Source organism: Acinetobacter sp. ANC 4169 (assembly GCF_002135355.1).
Classification (GTDB): domain Bacteria; phylum Pseudomonadota; class Gammaproteobacteria; order Pseudomonadales; family Moraxellaceae; genus Acinetobacter.
The window spans coordinates 27,101-44,166 of the sequence record NZ_NEGE01000020.1 but is presented as its reverse complement, the minus strand read 5'-3'; the positions used below and the strand labels follow the sequence as shown (position 1 = coordinate 44,166).

Annotated in this window: 15 protein-coding genes and 1 rRNA gene; 7 read left to right on the top strand and 9 right to left on the bottom strand. The window is 38.0% G+C overall.

Annotation, left to right across the window (positions count from 1 at the left end; genetic code table 11):
- Positions 1 to 37 precede the first annotated feature (37 nt).
- Both rrf and B9T26_RS14365 read left to right on the top strand, forming a co-directional pair.
- Positions 38 to 152, top strand: a 5S ribosomal RNA gene (gene rrf / locus B9T26_RS14370).
- 190 nt (positions 153 to 342) lie between these two features.
- On the top strand, positions 343 to 918 hold the full coding sequence (locus B9T26_RS14365) for a DUF4256 domain-containing protein (protein WP_086200341.1): 576 nt from the start codon (positions 343 to 345) through the stop codon (positions 916 to 918).
- 70 nt (positions 919 to 988) lie between these two features.
- Here B9T26_RS14365 and B9T26_RS14360 read toward each other — a convergent pair whose 3' ends face one another.
- The 6 genes from B9T26_RS14360 to B9T26_RS14335 all read right to left on the bottom strand — a co-directional run bounded on the left by B9T26_RS14360 (position 989) and on the right by B9T26_RS14335 (position 7,423).
- A complete protein-coding gene (locus tag B9T26_RS14360) occupies positions 989 to 1,480 on the bottom strand; it encodes a lytic transglycosylase domain-containing protein (RefSeq protein WP_086200340.1) in 492 nt (163 codons plus the stop codon).
- Positions 1,481 to 1,790: 310 nt separating this feature from the next.
- Complete coding sequence (locus tag B9T26_RS14355; protein WP_086200339.1) at positions 1,791 to 2,333, bottom strand: type 1 glutamine amidotransferase domain-containing protein; 543 nt, start codon at positions 2,331 to 2,333, stop codon at positions 1,791 to 1,793.
- 393 nt (positions 2,334 to 2,726) lie between these two features.
- Entirely contained in the window at positions 2,727 to 3,212 is a 486-nt protein-coding gene (locus tag B9T26_RS14350) for a GNAT family N-acetyltransferase (protein WP_086200338.1), read from the bottom strand.
- 93 nt (positions 3,213 to 3,305) lie between these two features.
- Positions 3,306 to 4,505, bottom strand: a complete 1,200-nt coding sequence (locus B9T26_RS14345) for an acyl-CoA dehydrogenase family protein (RefSeq protein ID WP_086200337.1) — start codon at positions 4,503 to 4,505, stop codon at positions 3,306 to 3,308.
- A gap of 24 nt (positions 4,506 to 4,529) precedes the next feature.
- On the bottom strand, positions 4,530 to 5,816 hold the full coding sequence (locus B9T26_RS14340) for an acyl-CoA dehydrogenase family protein (RefSeq protein WP_171263016.1): 1,287 nt from the start codon (positions 5,814 to 5,816) through the stop codon (positions 4,530 to 4,532).
- Positions 5,817 to 6,049: 233 nt separating this feature from the next.
- Complete coding sequence (locus B9T26_RS14335) at positions 6,050 to 7,423, bottom strand: ABC1 kinase family protein (RefSeq protein ID WP_086200335.1); 1,374 nt, start codon at positions 7,421 to 7,423, stop codon at positions 6,050 to 6,052.
- 265 nt (positions 7,424 to 7,688) lie between these two features.
- Here B9T26_RS14335 and B9T26_RS14330 point away from each other — a divergent pair, with 265 nt between their 5' ends.
- From B9T26_RS14330 to B9T26_RS14315, 4 genes are read left to right on the top strand one after another with little or no spacing between them, the layout of a single operon-like run.
- Complete coding sequence (locus B9T26_RS14330) at positions 7,689 to 10,598, top strand: type VI secretion system Vgr family protein (protein WP_086200334.1); 2,910 nt, start codon at positions 7,689 to 7,691, stop codon at positions 10,596 to 10,598.
- A gap of 6 nt (positions 10,599 to 10,604) precedes the next feature.
- Positions 10,605 to 12,437, top strand: coding sequence for a LysM peptidoglycan-binding domain-containing protein (locus B9T26_RS14325; RefSeq protein WP_086200333.1), 1,833 nt, complete (start codon positions 10,605 to 10,607; stop codon positions 12,435 to 12,437).
- Positions 12,438 to 12,439: 2 nt separating this feature from the next.
- Positions 12,440 to 13,159, top strand: coding sequence for a toxin-antitoxin system YwqK family antitoxin (locus tag B9T26_RS14320; RefSeq protein WP_086200332.1), 720 nt, complete (start codon positions 12,440 to 12,442; stop codon positions 13,157 to 13,159).
- Positions 13,160 to 13,169: 10 nt separating this feature from the next.
- The gene (locus B9T26_RS14315) at positions 13,170 to 13,517 is read left to right on the top strand and encodes a hypothetical protein (protein WP_227518818.1); all 348 of its coding nucleotides are present in this window, start codon (positions 13,170 to 13,172) and stop codon (positions 13,515 to 13,517) included.
- A 28-nt stretch (positions 13,518 to 13,545) separates the two neighbouring features.
- On the opposite strand, the gene B9T26_RS14310 is transcribed toward B9T26_RS14315, so the two are convergent.
- Entirely contained in the window at positions 13,546 to 14,466 is a 921-nt protein-coding gene (locus B9T26_RS14310; protein WP_086200330.1) for a Dyp-type peroxidase, read from the bottom strand.
- A 163-nt stretch (positions 14,467 to 14,629) separates the two neighbouring features.
- On the opposite strand from B9T26_RS14310, the gene B9T26_RS14305 reads away from it, so the two are divergent.
- Complete coding sequence (locus tag B9T26_RS14305) at positions 14,630 to 15,250, top strand: LysE family transporter (RefSeq protein WP_086200329.1); 621 nt, start codon at positions 14,630 to 14,632, stop codon at positions 15,248 to 15,250.
- A gap of 47 nt (positions 15,251 to 15,297) precedes the next feature.
- Here the strand turns inward: B9T26_RS14305 and B9T26_RS14300 are convergent, their stop codons facing one another.
- Positions 15,298 to 15,996 (bottom strand): hypothetical protein, encoded by a 699-nt coding sequence (locus B9T26_RS14300; RefSeq protein WP_086200328.1) that lies wholly within the window; start codon positions 15,994 to 15,996, stop codon positions 15,298 to 15,300.
- A gap of 269 nt (positions 15,997 to 16,265) precedes the next feature.
- Positions 16,266 to 17,066, bottom strand: a complete 801-nt coding sequence (gene znuB / locus B9T26_RS14295; protein ID WP_086200327.1) for a zinc ABC transporter permease subunit ZnuB — start codon at positions 17,064 to 17,066, stop codon at positions 16,266 to 16,268.

The window sequence follows — 17,066 nt, the reverse complement described above, 5'->3', positions numbered from 1 at the left end:
ATGTAAATAAGACCCGAACAAGTCCATAAACAGTTGTGCTGGCGACAATAGCAAGAGTGAACCACCTGATCCCTTCCCGAACTCAGAAGTGAAACCTCTTAGCGCTGATGGTAGTGTGGGATTACCCATGTGAGAGTAAGTCATCGCCAGCTCATTATTCCAGACACCCCCAACCCGAATAGCATTGCTATGAGAGTTGGGGGTGTTTTTTTGTGTGGGGAAAATGGGAAAATAAAAAATCAAAAAATACTTTATAGGTACAATTTCATATTATTTTGAAACTTGTTATTGATGAAAGAAATAATGCACAATATTTTAAAATAAAAATAGAAGAGGTTTAAAATGAAAGAAGATAAGCCAAAAGACAAATTATTGAATGAACAACAATTTGCAAATTTTTTAAATATTTTAAAAGAGAGATTTGAACAAAATATGCAGAGGCATAAAGCTATGCAATGGTTGAAAATTCAAATCAAACTGAAAGCAAGCCCTAATAAAGTATGGTCACTTCATGAAATGGAGCGAACAGGCGGTGAACCCGATGTGGTAATGCATGATCATATCTCTGATCATTATATTTTTATGGATTGTAGTATAGAGAGTCCAGTTGGTCGAAGAAGTTGTTGTTATGATCGAGAAGCATTAGATTCTAGAAAAGCCAATAAGCCTGAAAACTCTGTGCTAGACATGATTTCACACATGGGTGTCGAATTGCTAACAGAACATGATTATTATGAGCTTCAGGCGATAGATTCAATTGATATGAAAACTTCAAGCTGGTTATTCACACCAGAAAATATCCGTGAAAAAGGTGGGGCTATATTTGGTGATAAGCGTTATGGTCGGGTTTTTATTTATCATAATGGAGCTGAATCATATTATGCTGCTCGTGGTTTTCGGACGTTATTAAAAGTCTGAAAACAACATATCAAGCAAAAAAAAATCTCCTATCATCTATTAATAGATGATAAGAGATTTTAAGTTAAATTTATAAGGCACCTTTTAGGGTTTCATGATGTTGCTTAACTTGCTCTGCATACTTTTTTCCTTGTTTTTTCATCTTGTGGCTGGAGTTATAACCCGCAGGACCTACATTGTAGTAAGCTAAAGCCTTTGGCCAACTTCCAGCTTTGCTGTTGTATGTGGCTAAAATATAAGTCCCGCAATTGATATTATTATTTTCTTCAAAAAGATTACCTGGACAAGATTGTTGCCAATAACGTGGAATGACTTGAGTCAAGCCGACAGCGCCAGCTGGTGAAATCACAGAGTTTCTATAGCTGGATTCTTGTCGAATCATAGCAGCCAATAAGATTGGATCAACATTGTATTTGTCTGCACTTTGAATAATCATCGGTGAAACACGGTTTGCAGTATCAGGTGCCACTGAATAGGCTTTTTGAATACCTGTTGATAATTTTGCAGACCGTTTAGCAACTGAGTGGCTAGATGAACATCCAGCAAAAGCTAAAGTAGTCATAATGATAGCTACAGATTTAAATGTACATAAATGATGGTTTGAATTTTTAGATGATAAATATGAGAGAGGCTGTGTAAAAAACAAAGTGCAAAACCCAAAGTAAAATTTTATAGCGGCTATGCTAGTGGGCTGAAAAAGGGGAGTCAATAGTTGTTATTTTACTGAATTAGAGAAATTTTATGGTTATTTTCAGAATCTCAATTTATATTAAATAATTCAATTGCTTAAACTCTGAATCTATTGTCCCATTATTTTAATGGGACTTTTCATTTAAACATATTTATTTAAAGACATTTATTAAAAGATATTTTTAATGATCTAGTTCCTGCAAAATTGCCTGGTTAAATGCAGGAATATCGTCTGGACATCGTGAGGTGATCAAAGGCCAATTATTGGTATTGCAACGATGTACTTCTTCATCAAACCAATTGGCACCCGCATTTTCCAGATCTAACTTGATACTTTTATAAGAGGTTACATTTTTATCTTTAATTCGCTGTGCATTGATTAACACCCAAGGTCCATGGCAAATAGCTGCAACCGGCTTGTGATTGTCAGTGAAGTATTGAATGATTTTATGTGCGTCTTCATTTAATCGGAGAATATCAGCATTTACGGTTCCTCCGGGAATTACCAAAATATCATAATCTTCCGCTGATACTTTAGCCAAGCTAGTTTGAGGAATATAAGAAGCCGCAGGTTCATTACCATGCTTAACTGTTTGTACTTCCTTTTGTTCTTCTGCCGCATGAATCACTTCAATGCCTTTGGATTGTAGAAATTCAAGCGGTTTGATCAGTTCGTCTTGTTCAACACCGATATTGGAAGTAATAAATAGTGCTTTTTTAGTCATGTTAATGATCCTAAATCACAGATTAAACTTTGACATTAACAAAGTGCCTAAATCAAGCTGTACAATTTTTAGCTTATTCTTGTTAAGGTTTGAAAGAATGCCGACAAAAATAAGCCCCATATCTGGATGGGGCTTATTTTATCTAGTGACTGTGAATGACTTCTGTCTTTGTTTTATGCTTCCTGCTTACATCGTTTATTCTTTTTATTATGGAAACTTCCTGTTTCCTGATGCTTTTAGCATAAATTGATAATTGGCTATGCTGTAGAGGTTAATGAATACTTTCAGTGTAAGTAAAAGTAGACACCAAAGCATTTATATTAAGTCAAAGCAACTCTGATCAGTTAAATGAATAGGAGCTCCAACAAATAAAAATGTAAAAAATATGATTAATTACAGTCGCTTTTCCATCCAGATTTCACAGGCATGGCTATGTCCGGTGTTGCCCTTAGGTTGATCTAAATATTGAAAACCTAATTTTTCATACAGTTTTACTGCTTGCCAAAGTTCCTTGGTCGTTTCCAGATAACAAGACTGAAAACCTTGCAGGAGTGTAAACTGAAAGGCTTTTTCTAAAAGTTGTTTGGCAAAGCCTAAGCCGCGGACTTCAGGTAAAAAATACATTTTTTGAATTTCTAAAATTGTTGGTTCACCTTTTAAGGGCGATAAACCGCCACCACCCAAAATTTTACCTTGTTGATTTTCTATTACCCAATACTGTGCATTTGGTTGATCATAAACTGCGTACAAATTATCTAAAATTGGATCAGCCACAGCAAAACCGGATTCAGGAGCAAGTCCAAATTCTTTGGAAACTTCGCGGATGATCGCTGCAATTTCAGCATTGTCTTGAGCTTGAATAGGCCTAATTTGGTACATAAAGTTAAAATGAATGAATTAAAAAAGAGATGGATTCTTATAACAAAAAATCCATCTCTTGTAAGGTGTTTATGCATTAAAAATGCTTAAAACCTATTTTAATTCACTTGAACTCTTACCTAATTCACGTCGTGCAATAATCAGTTGTTGAATTTGTTGAGTCCCTTCAAAAATATCAAGAATTTTTGAGTCGCGTGCCCATTTTTCCAACAATTCATTTTCGTTATAACCTACACTGGCTGCTAATTCTACGCATTTCAAAGTAATTTCATTACAGATGCGACCGGCCTTGGCTTTAGAAATTGAAGCTTCGCGTGAGTTCGGCTTTTTATTATCTGCCATCCAGGCAGCCTTCATGGTGAGTAAACGTGCCGCTTCCCATTCTGCCTCCATACGGTAAATCTGAGCTGCAATATGTGAGGTCTGCAAATAGGGTGTTGCATAATTATGATCTAATTGATCTTCAAAGATCTGTTTTATTCTCTCTAAAGATGCTTTGGCACATCCTACTGCCATAGCTGCGACCAGTGGGCGAGTATTGTCAAAAGTTTCCATAACGCCAGCGAAACCTTTGGCCACATCAATTTCAGCATGACCCAGCAGATTTTCCGCAGGTACGCGGCAGTCGATAAAGCTGATGACAGCCGTATCGGATGCTTTGATCCCCAGTTTGTGTTCCAGACGTTCCACTTTCATTCCTGGTGTTCCTTTAGGAACCACAAAGGATTTAATGGCAGCACGGCCGAGTTTTTTATCTAATGTTGCCCAGACCACCACAGCATCGGCACGCTCACCAGAGGTTACGAAAATCTTTTCCCCATTGAGGATGTAATCATGACCATCTTTAATCGCAGTGCTTCGAATGGCTGCCGAATCGGAGCCGCAACCGGGTTCAGTAATGGCCATGGCTGCCCATGTGCCTTTAAAGCGTTCTAGCTGTTCATCATTGGCGACAGCAGCAATGGCAGAATTCCCCAATCCTTGGCGCGGCATGCTGAGCAATAAGCCGGTATCTCCATAGCACATCTCGATTACGCCGAGTACGGTGGACATGTTGACGCCATTTTTATTGCCTGTCTCTGTGTTGCCACGTTTGCCAACCGCAGCACCTGCATTAATCCCTTCACCGCCATCATTCATGCCATCAATGAGTGAGGCGAACATGTCGAGTTCCTTGGGATAGCTGTGTTCGGCCTTATCATATTTACGTGAAATCGGGCGAAGTACATTTAAAGCCGATTCATGAGCCTGATCTATCAACATCTTAAATTTTTTAGGATTTTGTAAATTCATTTTTATAATTCCTTACCTGATAGATTAAGCATGTAAGCCTGAATGTAAAATCGCTGTGGCACGTAAATCACGGTACCAGCGCTCAACAGGATGTTCCTTGGTAAATCCATGACCACCTAGAACCTGTACGCCATCGGTACCAATTTTCATGGATTTTTCTGCACAGAGCAGACGTGCTAAATAGGCCTCGCGATGAAATGGTTTTCCTGCTTCTGCCAGACTGGCAGCATTTAAAACCAGCATGCGCATGGCATCAATCTCAATCGCCATATCTGCAATCATGAAGGCAATACTTTGGCGATGGGAAATAGGTTCACCAAACGCAGTACGTTCATTGGCATATTGAATGCAGTAGGCTTTGACTGCCTCACAAGTGCCGACCGCCATAGCACACCACATCAAGTTACCCAGGTCTAAAAATGCCAGATAATCAAAGTCATCATCGCCCAACAGTTCAGCAGGGGTATTGTTGAATTTTAAGCTAACCGTTTCGGTTGCTTTTAAACCCATGGCCGTACTTTTTTGAGCAGTAATAGTGCTATCACGTTTAACAATAAACACTTCTGCTGAGCCATTGAGTTCAGCATTAACCAGAAATAAATCGGCAGTTTCACCCAAAATCACTAAAGTTTTTTCACCATTAATACAATATTGTCCATCAGCGGAACTGGCTTTGGTTTTTAGTTTCAGAGGGTTAAAGGCAGGAGTAGCTTCCTGGATGGCAAAGGTAGCATGTATCTCGGCATCATCTGCAAAGCTGGATAAATAGGTAGCCTGAACTTGTTCGGAACCCCATTGGGTAATGGCATTAATCACACTGACGGTTGAAAGAAGTCCTGCGGTTAAGCTGAAATCACCTTTGGCTAAATGTTCTGCGATTAAAATATTGCTTAAGATATTCTTTTCAGCGGCTACACCACCGAATGCTTCAGGAAGAGCGTAATAGTTAAGACCTAAGTCAGCAGCATGTTGCCAAAGTGTGGCTGGAAATTGTTCTTTATTGTCTGCTTCAGATGCGAGTGGATAAAGCACCTCTGATGCAAATTGATCCATGGCATCGCAGCTCATTTGCTGTTCTTCAGTCAAACTTAAATCAAATAAAGATTTATGTTGATTGGGAAGACGTTGTTTGCTGACATGAGAATCGGCTTTAAATGCTTTTTGGGTCTTAGTTAAGGTTTTAAAACCCATTTTTGAACTTTGATATAGCGATTTTTCCAGAAATTTACGCAGTTTGAATTGGTCAAGTACATCGCTACCCGCAATTCTAGTAATGATTGATAGCCCAAGTCCTTGAGCCTTGTTTACCATATTGGTCATTTTTGTCGTCCATCGATTTTCGATTCTGTATATTTTTATGCTGACATGCGAATATGAAAATGACTATGTCATCGCTGACAATTAAAATTGACTTGGATAAATGGTTAAAATTAATTTTAAATTTAATTAACTATTTGAATATTATTTATTTTGTAAAATTGAAAGCGCAGATTGAAAAGTGAAAATTGACTAGAATGACATAAACGCATTCTAGTCAGCATATATTATAAAAACTTTGCCACCATTTTTCGTACATTGGTTTTTGCATCAATCACGGTCATGAAGGTATAAGCACCGATGAATTTACGACTAATAAACATAAATTCTTTCGGTGGAACACTGAAATAACGTGATGCCATCGATTTGGAAGCACGTTGCATGACCCGACTATGTAACTGGCTTTTTTTCCAGTCATAGCGTTGATTGTCATCCATCACACCTTCAGGCAAGTCTGGATTGTTTATAAGGGTGCTAAAGGCTTCTGTAGCTAATAAAAACACTTTTGCCATATCTGGCTTGATGCTTTGCGGGATTGAATCAAAGAATTCATAGCCGGTCATGGCATCGACCATTTGGTCAATATTATGATTATATCCGGCCTGAATCAGATTTCGTGCTACCTTGAGTAAGCGTTCATCGAATTGGCGAATCGCGCCAAAATCGAGCAACACAATTTTATCTTCGTTTTCAGCACCATCGCCCAGACGCACCAGATAATTGCCAAAGTTTGGATCGGTTTGCATTTCGCCCCATTCAAAGATCTCACGAACGGCAATCTCAAGCGAGGCTTCGCCTAACTGATTGCGGCGTTCTTGAGGAAGAGACAGCATCACCGGGCTATTGATTGGTACTCCACGTTCAAAAGTCATGCACAGCACTTGATCGGTACAATACTCATCCACAATTTGCGGGACGATATAACGAGGATCATCTTTTAAACGTTCGGCAAAGCGGCGAGTGGTAGCGGCTTCAATCTTATAATTGACTTCACGATGCATCATTTCACGAACTTCATCAAACCACTGATCAAATTCACGGGTTTGCGGCACCATACGGGTCAGTTTGAGCATATTTTTAAACAAGCTCATATCTGAATCAATCGCATCTGCCACACCCGGATACTGGATTTTTAATACAATTTCCAAACCGTCTGAATTGCGTGTGGCACGATGTACTTGCGCCAAAGAGGCAGTACCCAAAGGTTCATGGTCTATAGTTAAGTCATGCAGTTTATTGCCTAACTGCTGTTCCAAATGTGTTTTGATTGCAGGCCATGCAAGTGCAACCGTTTGGTTATTTAAGGTATTGAGGGCTTGAGTGATTTCTTCGGGTAAGAAATGCTCGCCATACAGAGCCATCATTTGCCCGATTTTCACAATCGAGCCTTTTAATTTTCCAATTTCAGAAACAAGATAATCAGCTTGTTCTTTCATGGCTTTTTTACGTTTCTTTTCTTTTTCTGCTTCGCTTGAAAATATGGTGGTTGCACTAGAAGCAGCCCAACGCGTTCCTGCGAGTAAGGAGGCTTTAGCGATAGATAAGCGTCGATCCATGGAAGAGGTTTTGAGTTGTTTAAGCTTATCGTTCTGATCTGACATTAAACAAAATCCTTTAATCAGCAAGTCGCAGAATATTTAATTGTAGCGGATATTACCGTTTATTCACGTATTAAAAAAGTTCAACATGCTGAATGAAGAGTAAATATGTTTAATATTTGGTCTAAATCTGCTTAAGCAGGGGATTCTATCACTTGAATCGCTGGCTTATTTGACTGAATTAACAAAAAACCTACTGGACTAAAAAAACAACATTTTCTAGAATGCGTTTCAAATTAAAATAATCCTATAAAAATAATAAATCATGATGTTTAAAAATATCCATACGCTGATGGACAGTATGGGCTTGAGTTTGCAAAAGCGCGCCCTGCACATCCAGTTTTCCAATGAATTGCTGAATTCCCAGGTCTTTATACAACGCATTGAAGGGCAACATCGCATCAATCAGGGCTTAAAAGCTGAACTGATGTGCCTGTCGACCCATGCCCATATTCCGCTAAAACAATTTATTGGCGGACAGGTGGCTGTGGATCAGGTGACGGATTCAGGTGAATTGTCCCGGATGACTGGGGTAATTACTGCCGCCAGTCAAGGCCAAAGTGATGGTGCATTTACCCTGTATAAACTGAGCATTGAAGATGCAACTGCACTGTGGCACAAGCGCCGTAACAGCCGCGTATTTATCAACAAAAGTGTACGGGATATCAGCGAAATTCTGTTTAAGGAATGGCAAGCGAAAAGTAGCTTGTTTGCAGCCAGCCTCAGTTTAAATATGCAAGGCCTAAACAGAGAATATGATGTGCGTCCTTTTGTGATGCAGGCCAATGAAACAGACTATGAGTTTTTAACCCGACTGTGGCGCAGTGAAGGCATCAATTGGCTGATTGATGAAGCCGAGCATGTCGTTGCCAGCTCAGTAGCAGCAATACAAGCGCAAAAATTATGCTTAATTGATGAAAATCATCAGTTGAATGCCTTAAAAAGAAGATCGGTGCGCTTTCATCGCAGTCATGCCACAGAAGCTTTTGATAGCATCACCAGTTTTATTGCCGAACGTYRTTTGCAGTCGACCGTCGTTCAGGTGCAGCGTTGGCAAGCACATTACCTGTCTCAAGATCAGGCCAATTACCAGTTAAGCAATCATCAGCATAGTGATTTGCACGACAACGCAAGCTTAAGTCTGGAACAGGTATGGAGTATTAGCCCAGCGTGGACAGCGGATTTAACYGGTGTGGATCAGGCGACCACTGCAGGCAGTCAGCAATTAGAAAAACTGAATCGGCAACTGAGCCAATATCAGGATTTGCAGGCCAAATATTTCACTGCGCAAAGTAGCGTGCGTGATGCCCATGTAGGCTACTGGTTTGAATTATTTGGTCATCCTGAAATTGACCAGCATTCAGGTGCAGATAAAGAATTCTTGATTTTAGGTAAATCTTTTTATAACCAGAATAATTTACCTAAAGACATGCTGCGCCAGCTGGACRCTYTATTGAGTTTAAGCCGTTGGCAACATCAGGGAGATGAACGACAGGCGAATGAGCTTTATCTGGTGCGACGCAATGTTGTCGTGGTTCCTGAATACAACCCCCTGATACATCGGCCTGCGGCCTATCCGCAACGTGCCAAAGTGGTCGGTCCGGAAGGTGAAAGCATTTATGTCGATCAGTGGGGCCGGATTAAGGTTCGCTTTATGTTTACCCGTAATGAGGATCATGGACATGATGGCGGAGCCGGAAGCAATGACAATGACAGTGATTCTGCTTGGGTAGACGTACTCACCCCATGGGCAGGTGAAGGTTATGGCGCGCGTTTTCATCCGCGCATTGGTGAAATCGTGGTGATTGACTTCTTTGAAGGTGATGTTGACCGGCCTTTTGTGGTAGGGCGGATTCATGAAGCGGAACGCCATCAGACCATGTTTGATATTCAAGGCCAGTTACCGGATACCAAAAAGCTCAGTGGTATACGTTCGCAGGAAGTGGCTGGTTCGGGTTTTAACCAACTCCGTTTTGATGACACCACTGGACAGATCAGTACCCAATTGCAGAGTAGTCATGGGGCAAGTCAGCTGAATTTGGGTCATCTCAGCCATCCAAAAGCTGCCGAAACCAGTGAGGGCCGCGGTGAAGGTTTTGAGTTAAGGACGGATCAATGGGGAGCGGTTCGGGCGGGTGATGGTTTGCTCATTTCCACACACAAACAAAATACCGCGACAGGTCATCATTTGGATGTCCATCAGGCCAAACGTCAGCTTGAAAATAGTTTCAATCATTCAAAAATCTTGAGTGATGTAGCGAAAAATCAGCAAACAGACTCACTCACTGTTTTAGATAATTTAAAGCATTTCCTTGAGCATATGGAACACATCGATGAAGCTAAAGCCAATGCTTTTAAACAGGCTTTAATGATTCTGGCAGCCCCCAACTCCATAGCCTGTGTAACGAATGAAAATTTACACTTTTCAGCGGATGGGCAGATCAGTCAAACTGCTGGCGATGCGATTAATTTCTCCACGCAAACATCATTCATTGCCCATGCTCAAGACAAGATCAGTTTATTTGCAGCGCAAAAGGGATTTAGTGCATATGCGGCGAAAGGCAAAGTCGAACTTCAAGCACAGGATGATGCCATTGAAGCGATTGCCCGTAAGGTGATCAAGCTGATTTCTACCGAAGATAAGATTGAGTTGACCAGCCCGAAAGAGATTGTACTGACAGCGGGTGGTTCACAGTTAAAGATTAATGGAGAAGGGGTTTTTACGACTACGGGTGGCAAGTTTGAAAGTAAGGCGGGGCAGCATATGTTTAATAGTGGCTCCATTATAAATATAGAAAAATATGATTTGCCTCATTTAGATAGAAATAAATATAGTATTCGATTTGCTCCATTTGGTAATGATATAAATTTTGATTTAATGGGTATTTTGAATCAAAAATATAAAATGATTAATAAGGAAAGTGGAGAGTTGTTGTATAGTGGAATTATAAATCAATCTAAATTACCAAGGGTATATAGTGAAAGTGCAGATAATATTGAATTAGTTGTTGGGAATGATAACTGGAAAATTGATATACAAAAAATTAAAAATGAAAATAATATAGATGATTTTTGTGAAATTAATTCTTTTAATTTATATCCAAAATTTCATGAGACTGATGAAGATTTTAATTTTATAGATTTAGATTTTGTAAAATTAATAATGAATAATAAGTAGGTTCATATGTCTAAATTTATAAAAGCAATACATGATAAGTCGAATTTAACTGTTCAGTATGTATCAGATAATGGAAGTATTTTACTAAGAAGTGGAGGAACTATAGCCTGGCGTTTTAATAATCCAGGTAATATGAGACCAAAATCTAATGGGAAATATCATGGGCAAATAGGTATAGGTGATACGAAAAGTGGAAAATTTGTAATTTTTGAAAGTTATTCTACAGGTAGAGCTGAGAAAAAAGCACTTTTAAGAAGAAAATATAATCAATATAGTTTAAAAGATGCAATATATATTTATGCTCCTCCTAATGAGAATAACACAGAAGAGTATATTAATTTTCTAGTAAGAGAAACATCCATTCAGCGGGCAACATTAATATCCAATTTAGATGAGAGTCAATTAGAAAAATTAATGGATGCTATGCAAGAAAAAGAAGGATTTAATGGACAGTTAAATACACAGAAAGAAAAATTAGTTAATACAACGGTTGTAAATGTTACAGATGGTACTCAACCTTTATCTAAACAAAAAATTACAGTTACAATTGGAGGGGAAAGAAAGGAGCTAAAAACAAACAGTCTAGGTAATTTACCTTTAATTCCTCACATAATAGTAGGTGAAAAAATTATCTTTTCTACATTTGTTAATGGGGTAGATCAGGTAATTGGAGAGGTTATAACTTCACTGGAATCTCAAGCTGTTACTCTCATTAATCGCTCTATTCGATATACTACTAAGTTGATATCACAGAATGGTATAAGTGCTACATCAGATAATAAAGTATTTAAATATACAGTTGCAAGCGGTGATAACTTAACAAAAATTGCAAAAAGGTTTCGTGTAACAACTCATGAAATTGAGACATGGAATCGATTGAAAAACCCAAATCAAGTTTTTCCTGGTCAAATTTTAACTATAGGGGATTATGCTCATCAGGACCTATCGAATAACTCATATAGCATATTAAAAACATATAAAGTGAGACAAAATGATTCTGTCTATAAAATTTGTAAAACATTTAAAATTTCTGAAAACGATTTTTTAAAGGCAAATCCGCAAATAAAAGATAAAATATTAATTAGAATAGGGGAAAATGTAAATATTCCTAATACCAATCAAACATTTAATGTTGCTGAGAGTTCTAATCAGTCTAGTACATCGAATACCCATTTAGCTTCGAAGGATACGGAAATTTTATCTCAAGTAGTTGATATAAAAAGATCAAAAAATGGAAAAGGAGAAGCTCTAGCAATATTACCTTTAAATAATAAGGAGGCGCCATGGATGCCTATTGTATTGAGAGAAATAAAACAATGGTATGGAAAAAAAGAAAGCACTATAACTAAAATTGATAATTATCATCAATTAACAGGTAATAAGCTGAATACTATGGTTGGCAGTAAACAGGCTTGGTGTGCATCATTTGCCAATTATTGTTTGCAAGAGGCTAAATTTGCTAAATCATATCAGCCAGCTAGCGCCCTTAGCTTTAGAAGGGATAATAAAAATTTTGTAAAGATTCCGGCTCCTATCTTTGGTGCATTAGCAACAATACCAACTTCTAAAGGAGCTAGTGCAGATGCTACTAATGGGGTTGGACATGTAGCATTTGTATATAGCTTGGATAAAGAAAATGGAAGATTTATTATGATCGGCGGCAATCAAGATGATCAAATTACTATTGTAGATAAGAATATTGCATCATTTAGGTTCTATGTGCCTAAAGCATATTATGAATTTGCTAAAACTCAAAAATTAGAAAAAAAAATGTCTGTAGATGAGGTTTACAATCTTTTAGGGCTGAAAACAGTAAAAACTGGAAATGGAACGAGGTAAGAATGCAATTTAATTTTTTTAGATGCAAGATATTTTTTATTTTTTTGTTTATTGGGTTACTAGGTTGTTCAGGAGAAACTAAAAGTGTTTCTGAGAATACTAATAATTACAAAGACGCAGCCAAAAAAAATAAACAGCCTCAGATAATTCTTTATATGACTGATGCAGAAGATAGCGGTCAAATTATAACAAATAAAAATGAGGCTAAATATTATAGAGAGCTTTTAAAGCAGAAGGGAAATAGTAAATATCTAGTGCAGGACTTCTATATCTCTGGAGCAAAGCAGACGGATCCTTATTGGCTTGTAGATGGTAAAAAGAATTATGTATTTAATGAAAGTAATCATCAAAAATATTCTCCTCGAGAAGGTAAAAGAATAATTTGGTATGAATCAGGTAATAAATTAGCGATAACAAATTATAGTAATAATATAGAGAATGGGATTTGGAAAACTTGGTATGAAAATGGAAATCTAAAAGAAGAAATGACTTATAAAAATGGCCAACTTGATGGTTTCTTTAAAAATTGGAGTGAAAACGGAATTTTATTAGGTGAATGCTATTATCACTTAGGTAAAGAAAATGGTCGTTGTTATGAAAAATATACAATAAAACCAGAAGTTTTTATTTATGATGGTAATTACAGGGAAGGAAAAAAAATTGGTGTTTGGAAAGAGTGGGATTTAGATGGGAATTTAATAAATTCTAAAAAATTTAATTGAGCTGATTATTATGAATTTAAAATTGATTTTAATTTCTTTTTTATTTTGTTCAAAAGTATTTGCTTTGGAGCAAAATAGTTATATAGGTCAAATTCAAGTTGAAAAATTTGAGAATGAACAAAATAAAACTATAAAATATGATGTAATAAGTTTAAAAAATCCTCAAAATATTTATATTCCAGATGAAGACCTAAATTTAAAAAATATAAAAAAGATTCAATTAAATTATATGGATAGAAAGTTTAAGATTGTATATAAAAAACCTGCTAAAATTATTTGTAAAGACTTATATTCAGCAGATTCTATTTATCACTATACTGATGTCATTTGTATAGTTGATAAAATACTATACAAATAAAAGGCCGACTCTCGTCGGCTTTTTTATTTTACCCTTCCAAAACCTCTTCCAATAACTCTTCACTCGGCGCAAAGTAATAAGCCCCATCCATTGGTGTTACAAAGTGAAGCAAGCGGTCATGAATACCGTCACCAGCTGTGCCAAACATATGTTCCAACATATGATCGATAATGCTTAAGTTTTTGGTATAGGCAATAAAGAATAAACCTTGGTCACCCCGACCTTCACCATAAGGAAGAGAATGACGTAAAATTTCCATTTCTTCGCCTTCTTCATCCTCAATTACAACACGAGCAATATGGGCATTTTCAGGTTTAACTTCATCATCCAGTTCAATAGACTCTAACTTGGTTCGACCCATTACATTTTCTTGCGCATCTACTTTTAATTTTTTCCATTTTTCCAGGTTATGTGCATAGCGCTGCGCAAAGACAAAAGAGCCATCTGCAAAAATGCCGGCATCTTCACCCAGTAAAGCAACTTCGGCACGGTCATCCGGGAATTGCGGATTTTCAGTACCATCGATAAAACCGGTAATGTCACGCCCATCGAAATAACGGAAACATACCCGTTCATCCAGCACTTCAACTTTATCTTGAATCCCTTCAAAGAAAGATTGACTTAAAGCAAAGCAAATGTCGGCACGAGCACTGGCAATATGAATCAGAAGATCGGCTGGAACAACAGGCATTTGAAATGAACCTTGGATCGGTTCTAACTGTTTAAAGCCAGCAGGAATTTGATTATAGATTTTTGCCCAAAGTTCAGGACCAAAAGCTACCCCTATTTTAATCTGGGCATTGGGATGCTGGGTGATTAAACGATCACGTGTAGTAAATAAATCTTCAAGTTTTTCTTTTAACTCTTCAATCGTTAAATCTTTTAAACGTAAAACAATAAACCGGGCATGATCTGAAGGTAACGGTAAAATTACAGATTGGGCAGTCATACATGGCTCCTAACAATTTTTTATAAAATACGTGGCTGGCTTTATTGTGCCTCATCACTGCTTGGGTGAATAGTCCAAAGTTTTATTTTGATCGTGGATTTTTAACGCTTTATAAGTGTGAAAAGTCATATAATGAGCCGGTCTTTTTATCTCCTTGTATTTTATGTCTTACCAGGTTTGGCTGGCGTATATGCTGGCTTGTTGGGTCATCAGTATTTCACCGGGTGCAGGGGCGATTGCATCCATGTCCAGTGGTTTGAATTATGGCTTCCGCCGTGGCTACTGGAATGCTTTAGGTTTACAACTCGCATTATTGCTACAAATCGGAATTGTGGCTGCTGGGGTAGGGGTGCTTTTTGCAACGACACCTTGGGCTTTTCTGCTGGTGAAATGGTTTGGTGTGGGTTATTTATTGTATTTGGCTTATTTGCAATGGAAAGCACCGACTCAGTCGATTGAGATTCAGCAGGAACAACCGAATAAATCGATTCCTAAACTGGTTTTGCATGGCTTTTTAGTCAATATGAGTAATCCAAAAGCGATTGTGTTTTTACTTGCGGTATTACCTCAGTTTTTGGACCTGTCTAAACCGCAGTGGATTCAGTATGTGGTGATGGCTGCAACCATGATCACCATTGATCTGATCGTGATGGCGGGCTATACCGGATTTGCCGCCAAGGTTTTACGTTTATTAAAATCGCCGAAACAGCAAAAATATATGAACCGGACTTTTGCCGTGTTGTTTAGCTGTGCCGCGGGATTACTGAGTCTGGTGCATCAGTAACTTTAAAAATCGAGCCTTCTTTAATGGTTATTTACGCAATATTTTATTTAAAATATTGCAACTCTATTTGCCGTTGAGTTGACAAAGAACCAATGCAGAACTGCAGCACGCTGTTTTAGTGGTAAAGCTAAGATATTCTCAAAAAGACGAATTTTTAAATCACATTGTTTATTTTTGTTTTTTTCATTCAGTCCTTGATTGAATAATCTTACATCAGGTCCAAATTCTTCAATCATCCTTCTTTCTACAATTTCCCATTCTTTAGGTTGTTGAACAGTGCAAGTCCCATAAGGGCAAGTACTGTTATTTTCTTTTTTATGGGTAATAATGTATGAAATAGCATGTGCCGCTTGTTGCTGTGTCATCGGTGTTAATAGTGACTGAATTGTTTTACTGTCTGCTAGCTGCTCGTCATAATATGCAATAGCCTCACAATTTCCTTTGGCTTTAGCATCTTGTAATTGTTGTACTAGAGAGGCTGCCCATAAACGTTGGCCTTCATCATTTGCCCCAGAGATTTTATTGCGCAAATAGTATCTTAGTAAATTACGAACGCCATCTTCTATATCATCATTTGGCAGACTGGTTAATCCAATATTTAACTTTTTTATTTTTTCATATTCGATTAAATCGTTTTGTTTGACTGGTTGTAATAGTACAAATTGATCTAATTTTCTTTGCACAAGATATTGAGTTAAGCCCCATAATGCAGTGATTAATCCTAAAAGAATTATTAATAAACGCATCCATATTTCCTTTTAATTCATTTGTATGAGCTGGATGAAGCTTTGTGTATCAATAAATTTTATTCTAAGGCAATCTTTAAAAAAATCTTCATCAGATACTTGAGCCAAATGTGCTATCAGTTTCTGTGTAGCCCAAAGGTTATAGGGTGCGAATAATTTAAAATCAGAAATATCCATATCGTAACTTTTTATTTTTAAATTTGTAGGCTTATATCGATTTTTGAGTTCATAAAAAACTACCTATGGGCAGTTTTTTATGAAATCTAAATTTAAGCCATCTTCTTCACTTTCTGCACTGCAAAAATCACAGCAAACAAAATTGCCATGGTCAGTACAATGGTTAAACCGGTGGAAGTATCTAAACCTGCACTGGACCATAAACCGACACTGATGCCACATTGTGCAATCACAAAAGCCCACACCACCATCTGTTTAGGTGAATTCGCTAAGAGCCGCGCTGTTAACGCAGGAATCACCAGTAAAGCACCCATCAGCAAAGAACCGACGGCACGTAAAGCCAATACGGTAAAGAGTGCCAGCAGCAGCATAAACACCAAGCGTTGCCATTTTGCGTTTACACCTTCACTGACTGCCATGTCCGGATCAATCGCGATTTGAATCTGTGCTTTCCAGTTTTTATACAACACCGCCAAAGCCGCAATAATGACGATGGCAAACATCGGCAAGTCTGACCAGGAAATTTGCAGCAGATCACCAAACAGGTAACTGAGCAGTTCCGGTCTTAAGCTTGGAATATGCTGAATAAACAGCAAGCCTGAGCAGAGCAGGGTTGCTGAACATAAAGCCAGCAAGGCATCGTTGGGCAAGCGTGGATCATGCAATACCCATAAAATGGCTACCAATAAAAAAGCTAAAAAGCTCACGCCTAACCACAAAGGCAAACTCAAAGCTCCGGCAATAGCAACACCCAATAGAGTGCCATGCGCCATGGTATCGGCAAAAAAGGACATCCGTCGCCATAACATCAAACAGCCCAGCGGAGCAGTCAGAAACACCAATAGCGTTCCCATGGTCCATGCAGGTAACAAGAGTTGTAACCATTCCATCAT